Below are 19,723 nucleotides of genomic sequence, written 5' to 3'. Positions count from 1 at the left end.
CCGTGAGGTGTGGAGTGGGCGGCGGGCCCGTGGGGTCGGGCGATGTGCGCGATATTGGCGATCTCCGATGATCTTTGGTCGAGCGCGGCGGAGCCCCGCTCCGGCTGATGACCGGCGCGCGAAAGGTCGATTTTGTTGATGTCGGAATGATCCTTCGTAAGGCAAGTGGGCCGATTCCAGCACTTCACTCTGTGTCGCAGTAGGGGTGCTCATCGAGATGCTGTGCTGGTCATGGCAAGCGTGCGATAGTTGCAGTATGTCGGTCAAAGCGCGCAAATCGCTCTATTGCGACACTCCGTCGGAGTCGCCATGAGTGGTACATGAATGGGGTTCGGTATCCCAGTTGGATCTTCTGAAATGGCCAGTAAAGAACGCGAAGAGCCTTTACCTTTTCCGGTATGAACGACCATCTCCTGGTCGAGGCGCTACGCGAGCGCGATCCCAGCGCCCCGGCCGCGGTGTACGACGCACATGCCCACCGGCTCTACGCGTACTGCTGGTTCCAGTTGCGCTGCCGCGACACGGCGCAGGTCGCCCTGCGCGACACGTTCATCGTGGCGGAGGCGCACATCGGCAAGCTGCGCGATCCTCACCGGTTCAAGGCGTGGCTCTATGCCATCGCCAGGCTGGAGTGCGCTCGGCACATGCCGCTGCGGAACAAGACTCCGGACATGCCGGTCGCCAGCCACGACCAGGAGGATGTCGACCAGCGCATCACGGCCTGGCACGCGGTCCTGGCGTTACGTCCGATCTCGCGAGAGATCCTGGAACTGAGCATCAGGCATGGACTGCCGGTGCCCGATCTGGCCGTGGTTCTGGGCCTGTCCTTGAAGGGCGCCCAGGATGCGCTGGACCTCGCACGGGTCGAGCTGGAGGACGCGCTGGTCGCGGAGATGCTCGTGCAACAGGGTCCTTATGGCTGCGGCAGGCGTGCGCTGCTGCTGCGAGAACGGTCCGGCGAGCTCGATCACGACCTGAGCGGACGGCTGAGACGGCACGCGGAAGCCTGCTCCGTCTGCGGTTCGCTCCGCCCCCGCTCGGTCTCGGCGAGGAAGGTGTACGGGCTGCTGCCGGACGCGCGTCCGGCAAGGGAACTGCGGCTCCGTGTCATGAGCTGCTTTCTGGACCCCGAGCTGGTGGGTTACAGGCTCTTCGTCGCCACCCGCGTCACGGAGTTCACCTCCGATGGCTTCCCCGTCCAGGACCTGCGGTCGAAACGGGGCACCCGCCAGAGCGGCGGAGGCTCATGGCTCGGCCGCTTCCGCAAGGCGCCCGCCGCCGCACCGGCGGGGATCGGCGCGCAGGCCGTCCGTGCCGCAATGGTGCTCGCGGTGGTGGCGTTCCTGTCCGGCGGTGGGGTCGCGTCGATGTACGGAGTGCTGGGCACCAACGGGAACCCAGCCGAAACGGCCGCCGGTCCGCAGCCGACCGTGGTGCCCGGCGTCTCTCAGACACCGGAGACCAGACGGCCGCCTGAGATGAGCCCGGACGGACCCGGGCCGCTTGACGCCGTCCCTGTGTCGGCCACGTTCCCGTTCGGCGCGCGCGCCTCGTCCGCACCTCCGACGGCCGTGCCCGAACCGCCACCGGTGCCAGTCTCTGGGACCGAGCCCACAACGTCTGCGGGCGTCCTGGTCGTCTCGCCGCTCTACCTGGACCTGGCAGGAGGTTCGGACGGCTCCATAGAGGTGCGAGCGGAAGACGGACCGGTGGCCTGGCAGACGAACACCCAGGGACCTATTCAGGTACAGCCGTCCTCTGGCCGTCTTCAGCCGGGGCAGACCGTGACCCTGCACGTCCACGTCTCGCGCGGTCCGGACGATCGTGGGGCCGGCACTGTCACCTTCCGACCGGGCGGCGTCCAGATGCACGTCACCTGGCGGAAGGACGCACCGCCCGACCCCGGCCCAGACCCATCGCCTACGCCGACGGGCTCCAGTTCGGCGAGCCCCTCTGTGCCGCCAGAGACGCAACGACCGGGAAGCTCTCAGCCGACACCGACGGATACGGAGCCGCCAGGAAGCAGTCAGCCGGCGCCGACACCGACACCATCGACCCCTTCGCCGACATCGCCCCCTGGCACAGCCCCTGAGGCCACACCGTCTCCGACAGGACGGCCGTCCGACGAGAACCCGCCGAGCGTGGAGCCGACAGCCACCGGATGACGGGCAAGTCTCGGCGGTGAACGCCTGCCTGGAGTGGCGCGCGTACCGACCATTGCCCGAGTCAACTACTCTTCGTAGGTGATCGTTTGCGCTAAGCAGTGCATCCCCGGGGGAGGACGTGCTCATGGCAACCGGCGCAGCAGACACCCGCCACCGCCGTGCGGTGCGGCCCCCCGCCCTGAACACGATGCTGCGGGTGGTCGCCTTCGGCTCCGGCCTGGCCATGAGCATGAGCCTGCTGGTGCCGGCCGCGTCAGCGCGTCCGTCCGCCGACCCCGGCCCTAGCGCGAAGGACCTCGAACGGACCGAACGCCAAGTGCGGGAACGGGCCGCCGAAGTCGGCCGGACGAAAGCCAAGCTCGCGCAGGCGGACGGGGAACTCGACAGGCTCGGCGTCGCCGCGGAGACCGCCATAGAGCGATACAACGGCGAGCGGGTGCAGCTGCAACGCGCGCAGCGCGCGTACTGGGACACCCAAGGCCGTGTTGCCGAGGCGGACCGGAGGGTGGAGGAGAGCAGGGCTGAACTGGCGTCGTTCGCGGCCCGCGTCTACCAGGACAACACCGGCTACGACCAGATCTCGTCGGCGCTCGTCGGCGATGGCGGCCCCCAGGGCTTCATGGACCGTGCGGGGATGGTCCAGATGCTCACCCAACGGCGGGCGGCCATGGTCGGCCGCGTGGAGGCGTCCAAGAACGTCGCGGACGTGTTCCGCCGCCAGGCGGAGGCCGCGTTCGAGGAGCAGCAAGCCGTGACGCGGCGGGCCGACGAGGCCAAGCGGTTCGCGGAGGAGGCGGTGGCCAGGCAGCAGGAGTCCGTCCAACGCATCGAAGCCGAGAAGCGGCGCCTTGAGCGTCGGCTCGGCGATGCCAAGGCCCATGCTGCTCGGGTCAAGCGCGCGCGGGAAAGGGTGAGGGAGAAGGCCGAGGCGCGCAAGGCCCGTTCCGCCTTCGCAGGCTCAGGGGCTCCCGCCACAGGACTGACCTCGTCCGCCGCGCGCGGTGCCATCGCCGCCCGGGCGGCGCTGAAATGGCTGGGCACCCCGTACGCGTGGGGTGGAGGCAACATGTTCGGGCCCAGCCAGGGGTTCGCTCAAGGCGCGGGCACGGTCGGCTTCGACTGTTCGGGCCTCGCCATGTACGCGTGGGACAAGGCCGGTGTACGGCTCGACCATTGGACCGGTACCCAATGGACGTCGGGCCCGCATGTGTCCACGAGCGCGTTGCGCCCGGGGGATCTGGTCTTCTTCGCTACGGATTCGTCCGACCCTGCCACCATCCACCATGTCGGCATCTACATCGGCGACGGCCAGATGGTGGAGGCGCCCTACACGGGGGCCGAGGTTCGCGTATCGAGCATTCACCGCGGTGACCTGATCGGTGCCACCCGCCCGGGATGAGCCGTGGTGCCCATGGACGGCGAGGACCCTTCCGCACGGCGTTCCGTGCGGAAGGGTCCTTACGGGATCGTGTCGCGGGGGCGGCGGGAGCGGATCAGCGCCGTCTGCGACTCCCGGCCCCGGCGCTCAGTGGCCGCCCTGGTCCGCGGCGCGCTTCCGGGAACGCTCGATCTCCAGCTCGGCTTCGACGCGCCCCACCCAGCTGGCGCCCTCGACGGACTTGCCGGGCTCCAGGTCCTTGTAGACCTCGAAGAAGTGCTGTATCTCCAGGCGGTCGAACTCGGCGACGTGGTGGATGTCGCGCAGGTGCTCCATGCGGGGGTCGGTGGCGGGGACGCACAGGACCTTGTCGTCACCACCGGCCTCGTCGGTCATCCGGAACATGCCCACCGCGCGGCAGCGGATGAGGCAGCCCGGGAACGTCGGCTCCTGCAGCAGGACGAGCGCGTCCAGCGGGTCGCCGTCCTCCCCTAGGGTGTCCTCGATGAACCCGTAGTCGGCCGGGTACTGCGTCGAGGTGAACAGCATGCGGTCGAGCCGGATGCGCCCCGTCTCGTGGTCCACCTCGTACTTGTTCCGCTGGCCCTTCGGGATCTCAATGGTGACGTCGAAATCCAAGATGTCCTCCGCTCCCTGCGCGCTCGCAGTGAATAGTCTTCCGGGAGCCCGTGGGTGAGGCCGGCCCCACAGGGCGAGTGTTCCCTCGTATAAGGATGTCGCACGTTGGTGAGTGCTGAGTGGGAGAGGGGCGGTCACGTGCCTGGACGGGGCCGGGCCCTCGTGATTCTGTCGCTGTCCCTCCTTAACGTTTTCACCGTCGCCGCCGGGCTGGCAGTGGCGAAACTCACACCCGAGCGTCATCTGTCCCCGCAGCCCCCCAGCGTGGCGGAGCGCGACCCGGTGCGCGTTCCGGCGTCCGCGGTCGTGGCCCCCGCGGCCGATCCCGCGTCGGGCCGGGCGCCGGACCCCTCCGTCCTGGCTGGACGGCTGGCGCCGCTGATCGGCGGGCCGAAGGCGAAGATCAGCGCGGTGGTCGTCGACGCCGAGACGCGCCGGTCCCTGTACGCGCTGGGTGCCGATCGGCCCGCCACCCCCGCCTCGACGACGAAACTGGCGACCTCGGTCGCGGCGCTGGCCACGGTCGGCCCCGCGTACCGGATCGCCACCCGGGTCGTGCGCGGTACCGGCGGCGGAATCGTACTGGTCGGAGGCGGGGATCCTACCCTGACGGCCCTGCCGCCACGTCCGGGGGCGGGGCATCCGCCCTATGCGTCCCTCTTGGACCTGGCTCGCCAGACGGCTGCCGCGCTGAAGGCCGCCGGTGTGCAACAGGCGCGCGTTGACTACGACGTGTCCGCGTACCAGGGCCCTTATACGGCGGCTGGGTGGAAGCCCAATTACCTGCCGGACGGCGAGGTCGCGCCTGTGACCGCTCTGACGGTCGATGAGGGCCGCGTCTCCCCGACGGACCCGACCAAGAAGACGAGGGTCTCCAACCCGCCCGCCACTGCGGTGAGGCAGTTCGCGTACCTGCTGTCCAAGCAGGGAATCAAGGCGAGGGCAGGACAGAGGACGGTGGCGCAGGAGGGCGCCGAGAGGCTCGGCATCGTCCACTCACCGCCGATGGCCGCTCTGGTGGAGCATCTGCTGACCGACAGTGACAACGACGTCGCCGAGGCGGTGGCTCGCCAGGTCGCCATCAAGCTGGGGCGTCCGCCGACGTTCGCGGGTGCGGCGCAGGCCGTCCAGCAGGTTCTGGGCCGACTCGGTGTGGCGGAAGGCGTCTCGGTCAACGACGGCAGCGGCCTGTCGCCGCGCAACCGGATCTCGCCGATGGCGCTGGCCAGGATCGTCTCGCTCGCAGCCGGCGAGAAGCACCCGGAGTTGCGCGCGGCCATCACGGGACTGCCGGTCGCGGGATTCTCGGGGACGTTGAGCCCGCCGCGCTACACCACGGTGGGCAGCCGGGCGGGCGCCGGCATGGTCCGCGCCAAGACGGGCACCTTGGCGGGCGTCAGCACGCTGGCCGGGCTCGCATATGACGCGGACGGGCGGCTGCTCGCGTTCGCCTTCATGGCGGGGGACGGTAAGGGCCCGGTCGATCCCGGCAAGCTGGACCAGTTGGCCGCGACCGTCGCCTCCTGCGGCTGCGGCTGACGCCCTGTGGGGTGCGGGCGCGGCTGGGCTTACGGTGCGCGGGTGCGGCTGGGCCTGCGGTGCGCGGGTGCGGCTGGGCCTGCGGTGCGCGGCAGCCGGTTGGGCCTGCTGGGTGCGGCTGCGGTCGAGCTGCGGTTATCCACAGGTGGGCGTTCTCCTGCGTTGAGGCGTGGGGCGATGCGAGCGTGAAGGGGTACGGTCCGCCCCCGGGTGGGTGGGGCCTGGTTTTTGGGGGTTGGGGGGCTTTGTGGCGGGACGGTGTGGGCTGGGGGCGTGTGGGCGGGGCCGTACGGGAGATAACCAGAACGGTTGTTCGTTGAACGACCCAGTAGGGGCGCTCCGGCGCCGTCTCCGAAACGTACGGTGGAGTACATGAGCGCCTCGATGATCGACTGGAACATGGCCGTTCAGGCCGGGACCCGGCTCGTGAGGCCGGGACCGCAGGTCAGCTATGACGAGGCCCGCGAGGTCGTGAAGGAGCTGCGCGAACTTTCCAAGATCGCCCACGGGCATGTGCGGGACTTCACCGGCATGGCGTCCGAGCTCGACCCGGATCCGGCGACGGTCGTGGACAGGCCCGGCTGGATCCGCGCGAACGTGGACGGCTTCCGGGTGGTGCTGGAGCCGCTCATCGAGCAGATGTCCGAGCGGCGTGGCCCGGGGCCCCTCGGCGGTGCGGGGAACATGGTCGTTCAGGCGGTGGGTTCCCGTGTGACCGGCATGCAGGTGGGCGCGATCCTGGCCTACATGGCGAGCCGTGTCCTGGGGCAGTACGAGCTGTTCTTGCCGCCGGACCCCACGGGACGCACGGCGACGGGGCGTCTGACCCTGGTCGCGCCCAACATCGTCCATGTCGAGCAGGAGCTGGGCGTGGAGTCGCGTGACTTCCGCCTGTGGGTGTGCCTGCACGAGGAGACGCACCGTGCCCAGTTCACCGGCGTCCCCTGGCTGCGCGAGTACGTCCAGGACCAGATGACCAAGTTCCTGCTCGCGTCCGACCTCGACCCCGGCGCGATGCTCGACCGCATCCGGGACGCGGCCGAGGCCGTCGCCGACGCGGTCCGCGGCGGCGACGCCAACCTGATCGACGCGATCCAGAGCCCGGAGCAGCGCGAGATCCTCGATCGCCTGACCGCCGTGATGACCCTGGTGGAAGGGCACGGCGACTACGTGATGGACGCCGTCGGCCCGGAGGTCGTGCCGTCCGTGCAGCAGATCAGGTCGCGCTTCCAGGGGCGGCGTGAGGGCGGCACCAAGCTCGACAAGACGATCCGGCGCCTGCTGGGCATCGACCTGAAGATGAAGCAGTACGCGGAGGGTTCGCGGTTCGTGCGGCGGGTCGTCGCCGAGGTGGGCATGAGCGGCTTCAACCAGGTCTGGCAGTCGCCGGAGACGCTTCCCACGCACGACGAGATCAAGGAACCCGCACTCTGGATGGACCGGGTGGTCGGCCCCAGGGCCCTCGACGCGCCGCCCAAGGCCAACGAAGCCTGAGCCAAGCCGACCCCCTGCACGGCCCCGTGGGGTGGTAGACGTTTGTCCATGGGGCCTGATCCGGCAGTGGCGGCGGTTCGTCTCGCGGTGCGGCGAGTCCTCGCCAACCTGCCGGCGGACGCTCTGGTGCTGGCGGCCTGCAGCGGCGGCGCCGATTCCCTGGCGCTCGCCGGTGCGCTCGCCTTCGAAGCGCCCAGAGCGGGACGCCATGCGGGGGGCATCACGATCGACCACGGCCTACAGGACGGTTCGGACGAGCGTGCCGACACCGTAGTCCGCACCATGGCGTCTCTCGGGCTAGATCCAGCGGGCTCTATCGCGGTCACCGTCGATGGGCCGGGCGGCCCCGAGAGCACGGCCCGTGATGCTCGCTACACCGCTCTGGACGATGCGGCCCGTCGGCTGAGTGCAGCGGCTGTCCTTCTAGGCCACACCCAGGACGACCAGGCTGAGACGGTGCTGCTGGGTTTGGCGCGTGGTTCCGGTGCGCGGTCGCTGTCCGGCATGCCTGCCGAGTTCCGGCGGCAGGGCGTCCTGTACCTGAGGCCCTTGCTGGGGCTGGATCGGGCCACCACGCGCAGGGCCTGCACGGCGATGGGGCTGGACCCCTGGGACGACCCCCACAACGTCGACTCCGCCTATGCGCGTGTGCGCGTCCGCCATGAAGCCCTTCCCGCTCTGGAGAAGGCCCTCGGCCCGGGAGTGGCCGAGGCGCTGGCCAGGACGGCAAGGATGCTGCGTGACGATGCCGACGCCCTGGACGACCTGGCGACCCGCGCGTTCACCGACCTGGAGGCCCCAGAGGACGGCTACAGCGTGGGTCTGAGGCTGGAGGGGCTCGATGACCTGCCCAGGGCCGTCCGTACGCGGGTCTTGCGGATGGCCGCGGTGAAGGCCGGAAGCCCACCGGGTACGCTCGCGGCGGTTCATGTCGATGCGGTGGACCGGCTGGTCACGGCCTGGCGCGGCCAGCGGCACGTGGATCTGCCCGGGGGGCTACGCGCCGTCCGGCGGTATGCGAAGCTGCTGTTCGGCCCGGTTTGACGCGCGCCGTGTGCGGATCGTCGCACGGTGTGTCCGCCGTGCGTATCGCGTACACGCGCGCGCGGCGGTGTCCGTCCCGCGTCCGTCCCACCGGACGGGCGAAACTGAGCGATGAGGGTGGGGTTGTGGACGAGAAGGACCTGGGCGCCGACCTGGCGAAGGTGCTGATCCCCGAGAGCGATCTGCAGGCCAAGGTGCGGGAGCTCGCCGGGCAGATCGACGCCGACTACGCGGGCAAGGACCTGCTGCTCGTCGGGGTCCTCAAGGGCGCCGTCATGATCATGGCGGACCTGGCGCGGGCACTGCACACGCCCGCGTCGATGGACTGGATGGCGGTGTCGTCCTACGGCTCGGGCACGAAGTCGTCGGGCGTCGTGCGCATCCTCAAGGACCTCGACACCGACATCATCGACCGGCACGTCCTGATCGTGGAGGACATCGTCGACTCCGGCCTGACCCTGTCGTGGCTGGTGAGCAACCTTCTCTCGCGCGGGCCGGCCTCACTGGAGATCTGCGCGCTGCTGCGCAAGCCGGAGGCGGTCAAGACCGACCTCGACGTGAAGTACATCGGGTTCGACATCCCCAACGAGTTCGTCATCGGGTACGGGCTCGACTATGCGGAGAAGTACCGGAACCTGCCGTTCGTCGGCACGCTCGCCCCGCACGTGTACGGCGGCGACGGAGCCTGACCGTCCCGGCCGGAGGGGCGCTCCACCGTCCTCGGCGCCGCCCAAGCGCCCTGAATGGCTCCCAGATGGCCGCAGAGCCCCCAAGGGCACTGGTTTCGCCTCGTTCCGGCACCGGTCGCAGGTGCTGGTCACGGGCGCGCTCACGGGCCCTTCCACGGGTCTACGGACCACCCAGGGAACAAGTAACCGTGACGAATCGTTGCAAGGATCGTTGACGGGTATATGGAAGGGATGCGGGAGAACGGCGTCGGCTGCGTCTCCTGCGCCTGCGGTGTACCGTCGGTGTCCCGGACCCTGGGTTCGGGGAGCCATATGAGGGAAGCCGCCACGGTGGGTCCGAAGCCCTGGCGACGGGCCTTTCGTTGGACGCATTGTTGGTCGCAGTGGCGTTCGTCCCCCCGGGACGGGCGGGGATCACACACAGACGTTGGTCAGGAGGGACGGGCCCCGTAGGGGTAACCGGATAAATGGACGTGAAGCGCTACTTTCGCGGGCCGCTGCTGTGGATCCTGCTGTTCGGCATCTTGGTCGCCCTCGTCATGTGGGGCGTCAACCCCGGCCGTTCGTTCGAGAAGGTGGACACCTCCAAGGTGGTCCAGGAGATCGACGCGGGCCAGGTGAAATCGGCCAAGATCGTTGACAAGGACCAGCGGATCGAGCTGACCCTCAAGAACGACAAGCGGCAGCAGGCATCCTGGGTCGACGGCCAGGGGCTCCAGTTGCAGCAGCAGCTGCAGAAGCAGGTCGACGCCGGCAAGCTCCCCGGCGGTTACAACGTCGATGTCCCCAAGCAGAGCTTCTTCCTGAACCTGCTGTTCAGCCTGTTGCCCATCGTGGTGATCGTGCTGATCTTCCTGTTCATCATGAACCAGATGCAGGGCGGCGGCTCTCGGGTGATGAACTTCGGCAAGTCCAAGGCCAAGCTCATCACCAAGGACACCCCGAAGACCACCTTCGCCGACGTGGCCGGGGCCGACGAGGCCCTGGAGGAACTGGAAGAGATCAAGGACTTCCTGCAGAACCCGGCGAAGTTCCAGTCGATCGGCGCCAAGATCCCCAAGGGCGTGCTCCTGTACGGCCCGCCCGGCACCGGTAAGACGCTGCTGGCGCGCGCCGTCGCCGGTGAGGCCGGCGTGCCGTTCTACTCGATCTCCGGTTCGGACTTCGTGGAGATGTTCGTCGGCGTCGGCGCCTCCCGCGTCCGCGACCTGTTCGAGCAGGCCAAGACGAACGCCCCCTCGATCATCTTCATCGACGAGATCGACGCCGTCGGCCGGCACCGCGGCGCCGGGCTCGGCGGCGGCCACGACGAGCGCGAGCAGACCCTCAACCAGCTGCTGGTCGAGATGGACGGCTTCGACGTCAAGGGCGGCGTGATCCTGATCGCCGCGACGAACCGCCCCGACATCCTGGACCCGGCGCTGCTGCGTCCGGGCCGGTTCGACCGGCAGGTCACCGTGGACCGCCCGGACCTGGAGGGCCGCAAGGGCATCCTGCGGGTCCACGGCCGCGGCAAGCCGTTCGCGCAGGACGTCGACCTCGACGTCATCGCGCGGCGCACCCCGGGCTTCACCGGCGCCGACCTGGCCAACGTCATCAACGAGGCGGCGCTGCTCACGGCCCGCTTCGACCGCAAGCTGATCGACATGGACACCCTCGAGGAGTCCATCGACCGCGTCATGGCCGGGCCGGAGCGCAAGACCCGCGTGATGTCGGAGAAGGAAAAGAAGATCATCGCCTACCACGAGGGCGGGCACGCTCTGGTGGCGCACGCGCTGCCGAACTCCGACCCGGTGCACAAGGTGACGATCCTTCCGCGCGGGCGGGCCCTGGGCTACACCATGACCCTCCCGATGGAGGACAAGTTCCTCACCACGCGCTCCGAGATGAACGACCAGCTCGCCATGCTGCTCGGTGGGCGCACCGCAGAGGAACTGGTGTTCCACGAGCCGACGACGGGCGCGGCCAACGACATCGAGAAGGCCAGCTCGATCGCGCGCAACATGGTGACCGAGTACGGCATGAGCGAGCGTCTGGGCGCCCGTAAGTTCGGCTCCGGTCAGGGTGAGGTCTTCCTCGGCCGCGACATGGGGCACGAGCGTGATTACTCCGAGGACATAGCGTCCGCGATCGACGACGAGGTCCGTCGCTACATCGAGGCCGCGCACGACACCGCGTGGGAGATCTTGGTCGAGTACCGGGACGTCCTGGACGAGCTCGTCGTGAACCTGATGGAGAAGGAGACCCTGTCGAAGGACCAGGTGCTGGAGATCTTCGCGCCGATCCAGAAGCGGCCGCACCAGAACTCCTACACCGGCTACGGCAAGCGCCTCCCGTCCGACCGTCCTCCGGTACTGACGCCCAAGGAGCTGGCCCTGCTCGGCCCGCAGGACGTCACCGACCTCACCAAGAACAACGGCCAGGGCGGTGTCGCCTCCGAGGCGGTCGACCCGTCCCAGGGTGAGAGCTGACCGTTTTGGCGATTCCGTACGACGAGGCGCCGCTCGAGAATGACCCGCCGGCCGAGACCGTGCACGGCGGGCATTTCGACCACGCGCGCATCGAGAAGGCCGTCCGCGAGATCCTGATCGGCATCGGGGAGGACCCCGACCGGGACGGGCTGCGCGACACCCCGGCGCGGGTGGCGCGGGCGTACGCGGAGCAGTTCGCGGGTCTCCGGCAGACGCCGGAGGACGTGCTGACGACGGTGTTCGACGCCGACCATGAAGAGATGGTCCTGGTGAAGGACATCGAGGTCTACTCCGTGTGCGAGCACCACCTCGTGCCCTTCCACGGGGTGGCGCACGTGGGGTACACGCCCAACAAGAAGGGCCAGATCACGGGTCTGTCCAAACTGGCCCGCCTGGTGGACGTGTACGCCCGTCGTCCGCAGGTGCAGGAAAGGCTCACCAGCCAGGTCGCGGACGCGCTGATGCGGGTGCTGGAGCCGCGCGGCGCGATCGTGGTGATCGAGGCGGAGCACCTGTGCATGACGATGCGCGGGGTGCGGAAGCCGGGCGCGAAGACGGTCACGTCGGCGGTGCGCGGCGACTTCCGCGATCACGCCGAGACGCGCGCCGAGGCGATGAGCCTGATCCTCGGGCGTCACTGACCGTCCGGGTGCCCCGTGGGTCCCCAAGCGATCGAACGGGCCTCAGCGTCGCGCTGAGGCCCGTTCTGCTGGTTCCCGAGGGGCGGAGCGGACGGGCCGGGCGGCGGGAGCCGCCGCGTCGAACCCATGACTCCAAGGCATAAGGTGGGGTGACATGACCAATGCCGTAGTTCCGGGGCTCCCCTCGCCGGGGCGCTGCCTCGTCATGGGCGTGGTCAACGTGACCCCGGACTCGTTCTCGGACGGCGGAGCCTGGTTCGATCCCGAGAAGGCCGTCCGCCATGGGCTGGACCTCGTCGCGGAGGGCGCCGACATCGTGGACGTGGGCGGCGAGTCCACGCGGCCCGGTGCGCAGCGTGTGTCGCGCGAAGAGGAACTGCGCCGCGTGGTCCCGGTCATAGAGGCGCTCAACGCCGAGAACGTCCCGGTCAGCGTGGACACCATGCGGGCGGAGGTCGCGGAGGCCGCCGTAGGCGTGGGGGCCCGGCTGGTGAACGACGTCAGTGGCGGCCTCGCCGACCCGGACATGCCGCGCGTGGTCGCCGCCGCGGGCGTCCCCTACGTGGTCATGCATTGGCGCGGCCACAGCCATGACATGCAGACCCGTGCCATCTACGCGGATGTGGTCCGCGAGGTGCGCGATGAGCTTCTGCAGAGGGTCGATGTAGTCCTGCGCGAGGGCGTGGACCCGTCGATGATCGTGCTCGATCCCGGGCTCGGTTTCGCCAAGAGCCCCAAGGCCGGCCACAACTGGAGGCTCCTGGCCCGGCTCGACGCGCTGACCGCTACCGGGTATCCCGTGCTGGTCGGTGCGTCGCGCAAGAGCTTCCTCACGAAGCTGCTGGCCGACCCAGATGGGACGCCCCGCGCGTTCGCCGAATGCGACGACGCGACGGTGGCCACCACGTCGCTGGCCGCGGTGGCCGGGGCCTGGTGCGTACGGGTTCACAGGGTCCGCCCCAACGCGGACGCCGTTCGCGTGGCGGCCGCCATCAACGCGGCCCGCCTGTCCGACGAGGGGCCGTTCGGCGAAGTGCACCGGCTCAAGGACGAAGACTCGGAACCGGCCGCGGCGGACGGTCGCGCCCAGCAAGGGGGACACCGCCCATGAGCCGTGCCGTGAACCGCGCCGACGTGGACGAGGTCCACGCCGAGTTCTACGCCGCGTTCGAGGCCGGCGACTTCGACCGCATGTCGGCCGTGTGGGCCGACGGTCCGTACGCCTCCGGCGTCTCCTGCGTGCATCCAGGCTGGACGATGCTGCGCGGGCGCGAGGAGGTGCTGCGCTCCTGGGCGCTCATCATGGCCAACACGCCTTACATCCAGTTCGTGCTGACGGACGTGGAGACGGACGTGTACGGCGACCACGCCGTGGTGACGTGCAAGGAGAACGTGCTCACCGCCGATGAGGAGACGGAGACGGGGTTCCTCGCCGGCGGCAGCATCGTGGCGACGAACGTGTTCATACGGACCGGTGGGGAGTGGCGGCTTCTGCTCCACCACGGTTCCCCCGTCCTCAACGTCGTGGACGCGGAGGAAGAATGAGCCTCGACCGCATCGAACTGCGCGGCCTGCGGGCCCGGGGACGGCACGGGTGCCTCCCGGCCGAGCGTGAGCTGGGCCAGGAGTTCGTGGTGGACGCCGTACTCGGACTCGACACCCGCCCCGCCGCCGCCGGGGACGACCTCTCGCGTACCGTCGATTACGGGACGCTCGCGGGCCGTCTGGTCGCGGTCGTCGAGGGCGAGCCCGTCAATCTCATCGAAACGCTGGCCGACCGGCTGGCGACAATATGTCTGGAAGATGGGGCGGTGTCCGAGGTGGAGATCACCGTCCACAAGCCGAGCGCGCCTGTGCCGCACCCCTTCACGGACGTCGCCGTGAAGATCAGGAGGAGTCGCCCATGACTGCGTCCGACCGCATGCCCGACCGCACCGCCACCGGCGGGCACATGCTGGTCCAGCACCGTGTCGTGTTCTCGATCGGCAGCAACCTCGGAGACCGGCTGGACAACATCCAGGAGGCGGTCGACGCGCTGTTCGACGCGCCGGGGCTGAACTACGTGGCGGTCTCCCCCGTCTACGAGACCGCGCCCTTCGCCCCTCCCGGGGAGACCATCCCCGAGCAGGGCGACTTCCTCAACATCGTGCTCGTGGCCGACACCCGGCTGCCACCGGAGAACCTGCTGGAGCGCGTCCTGAACATCGAGAACTCGATGCGCCGGGAACGCGAGGTCCGCTGGGGGCCGCGCACGCTGGACATCGACATCGTCGTGTTCGGCGACGTCTCGTCCGACGACCCCGACCTGACGCTCCCCCACCCGCGCGCGCACGAGCGCGCGTTCGTGCTCGTGCCGTGGGCCGACATCGAGCCGGACGTGCTGCTGCCGGGGCACGGCCGCGTCGGTGACCTCGCCCAGGCCAAGCAGTCCGAGGGTGGCCCGTCGGCCGTACGCCGGCGGGAGGACCTGGCACTCCAGCAGCCTGCATGAAGCCGTCCCGCCCGCTGTTCCTGCTCGCCCTGGTCGTCGTCATCGCGGTGGTCACCTGGGCGGTGCTGCGTTCGGCCTACATCTCGCTGCCGCCCCTGCCGTGGACGGCGGTACCGACGCTGCTGCTGCTCGCCCTGGGCGAAGCGTTCACCGGCTGGAACGTGCTGCGCCGCATCCGCCGCAAGCCCGACAGGGGCCGCGCGCCGGAAGCGGGCCGCAGGACGCCCAAGCCGATCGAGCCCATGGCCGTGGCCCGGCTGGCCGCTCTGGGCAAGGCCAGCGCGCACTCCGCCGCCGTCATCGCGGGCGTGTTCGGCGGATTCGCCGTCAGCCTCGCGTCCCAGCTCGACAAGCCGACCCCCCGGCACGACTTCTTCGTCAGCGGCGGCACGTTCCTGGCGGCGGTGGTGCTGGTGGCCGCGGCGTTCTTCCTGGAGTACGCGTGCCGCGTGCCCAAGGACCCGGACGAGGAGGAGCGCGACCGCCGAGCCTCCCGCGCCTAGGCTTCGGACCTCGCGTCGCCGGGGGTCATTTGTCGATGTCGCCGACCACGAAGAACATCGAGCCGAGGATGGCGATCATGTCGGCGACCAGGTTGCCCGGCAGCAGCTCGGTGAGGACCTGGATGTTGTTGAAGGAGGCGGAGCGCAGCTTCATGCGCCACGGGGTCTTCTCTCCGCGCGACACCAGGTAGTAGCCGTTGATGCCCAGAGGGTTCTCCGTCCAGGCGTAGGTGTGGCCTTCGGGGACCTTCAGCACCTTCGGCAACCGCTGGTTGATCGGGCCCGACGGGAGTTCGGCGATGCGGTCCAGGCAGGCGTCGGCGAGATCCAGGGACGCGTGTACCTGGTCCAGGAGGCATTCGAAGCGCGCCAGGCAGTCGCCTTCTGTGCGGGTGACCACACGGACGTCGAGGTCGCCGTAGGCCAGGTAGGGCTCGTCCCGGCGCAGGTCGAAGTCGACGCCGGACGCTCGTGCGATGGGGCCCGACACTCCGTACTGGAGGATCTGCTCGCGGGTGAGGACGCCGACGCCTCGTGTGCGCGCGCGGAAGATCTCGTTGCCCATGATGATGTCGTCGATGTCGCCCATGCGGGAACGGACCTCGGCGACGGCGGTCCGCGCGCGCGCCGTCCAGCCGGCCGGGAGCTCGTCCTTCAGCCCACCGACCCGGTTGAACATGTAGTGCATGCGTCCACCGGAGATCTCCTCCATCACCCGCTGCAACGTCTCGCGCTCACGGAACGCGTAGAAGATCGGGGTGATGGCGCCCACCTCAAGGGGATATGAGCCAAGGAACATGAGGTGGTTCAGGATCCGGTTCAGTTCGGCGAGGAGGGTTCGCATCCATACGGCGCGTACGGGGACCTCCATGCCGAGCATGCGTTCGACGGCGAGGACGACGCCGAGCTCGCTGGAGAAGGCCGACAGCCAGTCGTGCCGGTTCGCCAGGACGATGATCTGCCGGAAGTCCCGGACCTCGAACAGCTTCTCCGCACCCCGGTGCATGTATCCGACGATGGGCTCGGCGGCGGAGATGCGTTCGCCGTCCAGCGTCAGCTTCAGCCGGAGCACCCCGTGCGTGGACGGGTGCTGCGGGCCGATGTTCAGGGTCATGTCCTCGGTGGCGAGCTCCTTGGCGCCCGCACCGATCCCGACGATCCGCTCGGTGGTCATGGTCGCGCCTCCGCCGCTCCGATCACCGCTTCATGGTCCCATGGCGAGCGGTACTCGTTTTCCGGTTGACTAGGGGGCAATGAACGCGAGCCACGGCGAACCGCCGTACGAGCCCGCCGCGCAGCCTGGGCCCCAGGACGCGGCGTACCCGCCCGCGCCCTCTGCCCCGGGACCTGGCGGCCAGCCGCCTGGTCAAGTACCGGCACACTACCCGCCGCAGCAAGGGCAGCAGCAGACGGCGCCCGCCTACCGGGCGGACCAGGCCTTCGCGCCTGGAAGCGGCCTCCACTGGGCGCCCATTTCCAAACGCCATGCCTGGCACAGGCTTCTCGCCGCCGTTCTCTGGGCGATCCCCATCGGTGGTGTGGGCGCGTTCATCGTGTGGCGGAACGGTGGCACGGTCGCCGCCGCCATGTGGATCGTCGCCGTCGTCCTTGGGGCGGCCCTCACGTGGCTGGTCGCCGAGCTCGACCGCCGGGCCTTCGGGTATGTCGAGCGCGCGGACGACCTCATCGTCACCCATGGCGTGTTCGTCAAGCGCCTCATCGTCGTCCCGTACGGGCGGATGCAGTTCGTGGACGTCACGGCAGGGCTTCTCGAGCGGTGGATGGGAATCGCCACCGTCCGGATGCACACCGCCGCCGCGGCGACGGACGCGACCATCCCCGGCCTGCCCAGTGCTGAAGCCGCGCTGCTGCGCGACCGTCTCGCCCAGAAGGGCGAGGAACGGAGCATGGGGCTATGAGTGGCCCTTATGGCCCCCCGTACGGACCCCCGGGCCCGCCTGGCCCGGGTCCTGGCCCAGGCCCAGGGCCTTATGGCCCGCCGCCAGGACGTCCAGGTCCCGGCCCTTACGGACCTCAAGGACGTCCAGGGCCGCCCTATGGCCCGCCGCCGCATCCGCCGTACGGGCCCCCTCCGCGGCCTCCTTATGGTGCGCCGCAACCTGCCTACGGCTATGGCCCGCAGCGTCCTCCGGTCCGTTTCTCTGAGGGCACGCACCGGCTCCACTGGGCGACGGCACCGCTGCGCGCCTTCATCTTCCTCATCATCTACTTCGTCCTGCTGGGCTTCCCGCTACTGCTGACCCAGACGGAAGACGGCATCACCTTGGCTCTCACCCCGGAGGTGATTGTCAGATTCCTCGTCGTGACCGTTCCCATGGGGTTCATCGCGGTGGGGTCGGGTCTCTGGACGTGGCTCGCACTCCGTTTCCGCATCGACAACGACGACCTCGTCGTCGAGACCGGCATCCTCCGCAAGAACAAGCGCCGCATCCCGCTTTCCCGCATCCAGGCCATCGACCTCGTCCGCCCACTGGTGACGAGGGTGTTCGCGCTGGCGGAAGTGCGCGTGGAACTGGCCGGCGGCGAGCAGAGCGAGATCGCGCTCCGCTACCTGGGGCGGAACTCCGCACAGCAGCTGCGCGCGGAACTCCTCGCGCGCGCCGCGGGCCTCCCCGGCCACACGCCGGAGGCACCGGAAAGGCACGTGTGGCGCGTCCCGTTCGGCGTGCTGTTCGCCTCCCTCGTGGTGAAGTTGCCCGTTCTCGGGACGGTCCTGCTCTTCATGGCCTCGCTCATCTTCCTCGTGATGTACGCGGAAGGCGGCATGCTGGCGGTCACCATCCCCGTCCTGCTCGGCCTCATCCGCGCTGTCATCGCCCCGCTCGTGATGTACGCGAACTTCACGGTCGCGATGTCACCGGACGGCATCCGCCTGCGCTACGGGCTCCTGGAGACCCGCATGCAGACGCTGCCGCCGGGCCGCGTGCAGGCCGTCAGCATCGTCGAGCCGATGATCTGGCGGAGCCTCGGCTGGGCCCGTGTCGAGGTCACCGTCGCGGGCTACGCGGGTGAGCGCCAGGCGCTGTCCTCGACGCTGCTCCCCGTCGCGCCCCGCCATGTCGCCATGCACCTCGTCTCGCAGGTCTTCCCCGGGACCCACGTGGACGCCGTGCCTCTCGTCCCCGCGTCCTCCAAGGCCGTTGCGATCGACCACGCGGACGGTGCCGGAACGGACGATGTGGTGTTCGTGACCCGGCACGGCTGGCCCTGCCGCCGCACCGACGTGATCGCGCACGCGCGCGCGCAGAGCGTCCGGCTCACGGTCAACCCGTTCCAGCGCCTCCTTGGGCTTGCCACCGTTCACGTTGATGCGCCACCAGGGCCAGTGCAGGTGGCGGCCACGGACCGCGAACTGGGCGAGGCCCGCGCGATCGTGGAGAGCACCGCCCGGAGGGCCTTGGCCGCGCGCCGCGCCGGCGGTGGCGACCCCACCCACTGGGCTCGCTGACGGCTTTTTCCACAGAATCTCGTTCTACTTCCATGCCGCGTCGCAGCCCGTGACCATGGGAACCGGTCGGCCCGCCCAGAGGGGGAGGCGGGCCGACCGCCATCGCCCGCCGCGGATTCGCCGCCGGGACGATCCGCCGGGGGTCAGGGTGCCACCGCGACCGCATGGAAGGAGGTGTCGCCGAAGGGAATCTTCCGCGGGGTGAAGGCGATCTTGCCCGGGCAGAGGCCGCGGTCCCGGAGATCGCTCACGATCCGCGGCACGGCGTCGACGGACGCCTGAGCCCAGTCGTGCATCAGGAGGATGCCGCCCGGCTGCAGGGTGCGGGCGGCCGCGACGATCTCGTCCGTGCTCGCCCCGGCCCAGTCCCTGGAGTCGACCGTCCACAGCACTTCCAGGACCCTCAGACGCGCCTCGTCCCGCCTCACCTGGTCGCTGGTCTCGCCATAGGGCGGACGGAACAGCGTCGGCCACCGGCCGGTGATGCGGCGCAGGGTCAACTGAGTGCCGAGGATCTCCTTGAACGCGGCGGGCTCGCCTAGATCGGGCAGATGGGGGTGGGTGTTCGTATGGTTGCCGATCCACATCCCGGCGCGCTGCTGGGCGCGGACGAGGTCGGGGCGAGCCTCGGCGTTGTTCCCCTGGTTGAAGAAGGTCGCCCGGGCGCCGGCGGCCCGAAGCCCGTCCAGCAGCGCTGGCAGCGTCGACGCGGTAGGGCCGTCGTCGTAGGTGAGCGCGACGTACCCGTTCGGGCACCGCGATTGGTGGTCCGAGTTGGTGACGGCCGCGTGCCCGACCGCGGGCACCATCGTGACCACGGCCGCCGCAGCCGTGGCCAGCGCCGCCGACGTCACCCCAGCCCGAGAATGCGACGTCACCCCACCCCGAGAAGGCCCGGCCGAATGCCGGCCACGCCACGAACGTCCAGACGAGCACGAACCGGATCGACCCGGCGAGTACGGAACTTGAGTCATCGTCCCTCCATGAGACGAAAGGCGGTACCTACCTGCAGACACAACTGCGGTTGATGGCTGGGTTTGCTTAGCTGCACGGCGCCGCCCCGTCCTACACGTGTGCCCTCGGCGTCGCCGCCGCCAAGGACCGCAGGGGGTATTCCCTCAGGTGTGGAAAGTGATCTTGCTGGGGAGCAAGTGATCAGTGGGTGAAGCGCCCACGTTCTTCGGGGGGAGAACCACACGT

Annotated in this window: 18 protein-coding genes; 15 read left to right on the top strand and 3 right to left on the bottom strand. The window is 69.5% G+C overall.

Annotated features, from left to right (window positions below):
• Positions 1-398: 398 nt before the first annotated feature.
• Positions 399-2,165, top strand: a complete 1,767-nt coding sequence (locus tag AB0K34_RS32820; protein ID WP_364552893.1) for a hypothetical protein — start codon at positions 399-401, stop codon at positions 2,163-2,165.
• Positions 2,166-2,289: 124 nt separating this feature from the next.
• The gene (locus tag AB0K34_RS32815) at positions 2,290-3,564 is read left to right on the top strand and encodes an NlpC/P60 family protein (RefSeq protein ID WP_364552892.1); all 1,275 of its coding nucleotides are present in this window, start codon (positions 2,290-2,292) and stop codon (positions 3,562-3,564) included.
• Positions 3,565-3,690: 126 nt separating this feature from the next.
• Here the strand turns inward: AB0K34_RS32815 and AB0K34_RS32810 are convergent, their stop codons facing one another.
• Entirely contained in the window at positions 3,691-4,182 is a 492-nt protein-coding gene (locus tag AB0K34_RS32810) for an inorganic diphosphatase (protein WP_131943154.1), read from the bottom strand.
• 162 nt (positions 4,183-4,344) lie between these two features.
• Here AB0K34_RS32810 and dacB point away from each other — a divergent pair, with 162 nt between their 5' ends.
• The 11 genes from dacB to AB0K34_RS32755 all read left to right on the top strand — a co-directional run bounded on the left by dacB (position 4,345) and on the right by AB0K34_RS32755 (position 15,054).
• Positions 4,345-5,721: a D-alanyl-D-alanine carboxypeptidase/D-alanyl-D-alanine-endopeptidase gene (gene dacB, locus AB0K34_RS32805; RefSeq protein WP_364552890.1), complete on the top strand. Its 1,377-nt coding sequence runs from the start codon at positions 4,345-4,347 to the stop codon at positions 5,719-5,721.
• A gap of 384 nt (positions 5,722-6,105) precedes the next feature.
• On the top strand, positions 6,106-7,215 hold the full coding sequence (locus tag AB0K34_RS32800; RefSeq protein ID WP_138638520.1) for a zinc-dependent metalloprotease: 1,110 nt from the start codon (positions 6,106-6,108) through the stop codon (positions 7,213-7,215).
• A gap of 48 nt (positions 7,216-7,263) precedes the next feature.
• Positions 7,264-8,259 carry a tRNA lysidine(34) synthetase TilS gene (tilS, locus tag AB0K34_RS32795; protein WP_364552888.1) on the top strand — a complete coding sequence of 332 codons (996 nt, stop codon included), beginning with the start codon at positions 7,264-7,266 and terminating at the stop codon, positions 8,257-8,259.
• Between the two features lie 125 nt (positions 8,260-8,384).
• On the top strand, positions 8,385-8,948 hold the full coding sequence (gene hpt, locus AB0K34_RS32790; RefSeq protein WP_138638515.1) for a hypoxanthine phosphoribosyltransferase: 564 nt from the start codon (positions 8,385-8,387) through the stop codon (positions 8,946-8,948).
• A 467-nt stretch (positions 8,949-9,415) separates the two neighbouring features.
• Complete coding sequence (gene ftsH, locus AB0K34_RS32785; RefSeq protein ID WP_364552886.1) at positions 9,416-11,419, top strand: ATP-dependent zinc metalloprotease FtsH; 2,004 nt, start codon at positions 9,416-9,418, stop codon at positions 11,417-11,419.
• Positions 11,420-11,478: 59 nt separating this feature from the next.
• Complete coding sequence (folE, locus tag AB0K34_RS32780; protein ID WP_138638519.1) at positions 11,479-12,060, top strand: GTP cyclohydrolase I FolE; 582 nt, start codon at positions 11,479-11,481, stop codon at positions 12,058-12,060.
• Positions 12,061-12,265: 205 nt separating this feature from the next.
• Positions 12,266-13,171, top strand: coding sequence for a dihydropteroate synthase (gene folP / locus AB0K34_RS32775; RefSeq protein ID WP_364552884.1), 906 nt, complete (start codon positions 12,266-12,268; stop codon positions 13,169-13,171).
• Positions 13,168-13,605 carry a nuclear transport factor 2 family protein gene (locus AB0K34_RS32770; protein WP_138638512.1) on the top strand — a complete coding sequence of 146 codons (438 nt, stop codon included), beginning with the start codon at positions 13,168-13,170 and terminating at the stop codon, positions 13,603-13,605. The genes folP and AB0K34_RS32770 overlap by 4 nt, the downstream gene beginning before the upstream one ends.
• Complete coding sequence (gene folB / locus AB0K34_RS32765) at positions 13,602-13,967, top strand: dihydroneopterin aldolase (protein WP_176200514.1); 366 nt, start codon at positions 13,602-13,604, stop codon at positions 13,965-13,967. The genes AB0K34_RS32770 and folB overlap by 4 nt, the downstream gene beginning before the upstream one ends.
• On the top strand, positions 13,964-14,551 hold the full coding sequence (gene folK, locus AB0K34_RS32760) for a 2-amino-4-hydroxy-6-hydroxymethyldihydropteridine diphosphokinase (protein WP_138638510.1): 588 nt from the start codon (positions 13,964-13,966) through the stop codon (positions 14,549-14,551). The genes folB and folK overlap by 4 nt, the downstream gene beginning before the upstream one ends.
• The gene (locus AB0K34_RS32755) at positions 14,548-15,054 is read left to right on the top strand and encodes a DUF3180 domain-containing protein (RefSeq protein WP_138638509.1); all 507 of its coding nucleotides are present in this window, start codon (positions 14,548-14,550) and stop codon (positions 15,052-15,054) included. Before folK ends, AB0K34_RS32755 begins: the two co-directional genes overlap by 4 nt.
• 25 nt (positions 15,055-15,079) lie before the next feature.
• Here AB0K34_RS32755 and AB0K34_RS32750 read toward each other — a convergent pair whose 3' ends face one another.
• Positions 15,080-16,228 carry an NADH-quinone oxidoreductase subunit D gene (locus tag AB0K34_RS32750; RefSeq protein WP_138638508.1) on the bottom strand — a complete coding sequence of 383 codons (1,149 nt, stop codon included), beginning with the start codon at positions 16,226-16,228 and terminating at the stop codon, positions 15,080-15,082.
• Between the two features lie 364 nt (positions 16,229-16,592).
• Between AB0K34_RS32750 and AB0K34_RS32745 the strand changes: the two genes are divergently transcribed.
• The gene (locus tag AB0K34_RS32745) at positions 16,593-16,973 is read left to right on the top strand and encodes a PH domain-containing protein (RefSeq protein ID WP_240808042.1); all 381 of its coding nucleotides are present in this window, start codon (positions 16,593-16,595) and stop codon (positions 16,971-16,973) included.
• Positions 16,974-17,377: 404 nt separating this feature from the next.
• Positions 17,378-18,523: a PH domain-containing protein gene (locus AB0K34_RS32740; RefSeq protein ID WP_364552881.1), complete on the top strand. Its 1,146-nt coding sequence runs from the start codon at positions 17,378-17,380 to the stop codon at positions 18,521-18,523.
• A 143-nt stretch (positions 18,524-18,666) separates the two neighbouring features.
• Here the strand turns inward: AB0K34_RS32740 and AB0K34_RS32735 are convergent, their stop codons facing one another.
• Positions 18,667-19,401: a polysaccharide deacetylase family protein gene (locus AB0K34_RS32735; RefSeq protein WP_364552880.1), complete on the bottom strand. Its 735-nt coding sequence runs from the start codon at positions 19,399-19,401 to the stop codon at positions 18,667-18,669.
• Positions 19,402-19,723 lie beyond the last annotated feature (322 nt).

It is taken from the genome of Actinomadura sp. NPDC049382 (assembly GCF_040677125.1).
In the GTDB taxonomy this organism is placed as follows: domain Bacteria; phylum Actinomycetota; class Actinomycetes; order Streptosporangiales; family Streptosporangiaceae; genus Spirillospora; species Spirillospora geliboluensis.
Note: the sequence above shows the minus strand (reverse complement) of the source record. Positions and strands in the feature narration are given on the sequence as shown.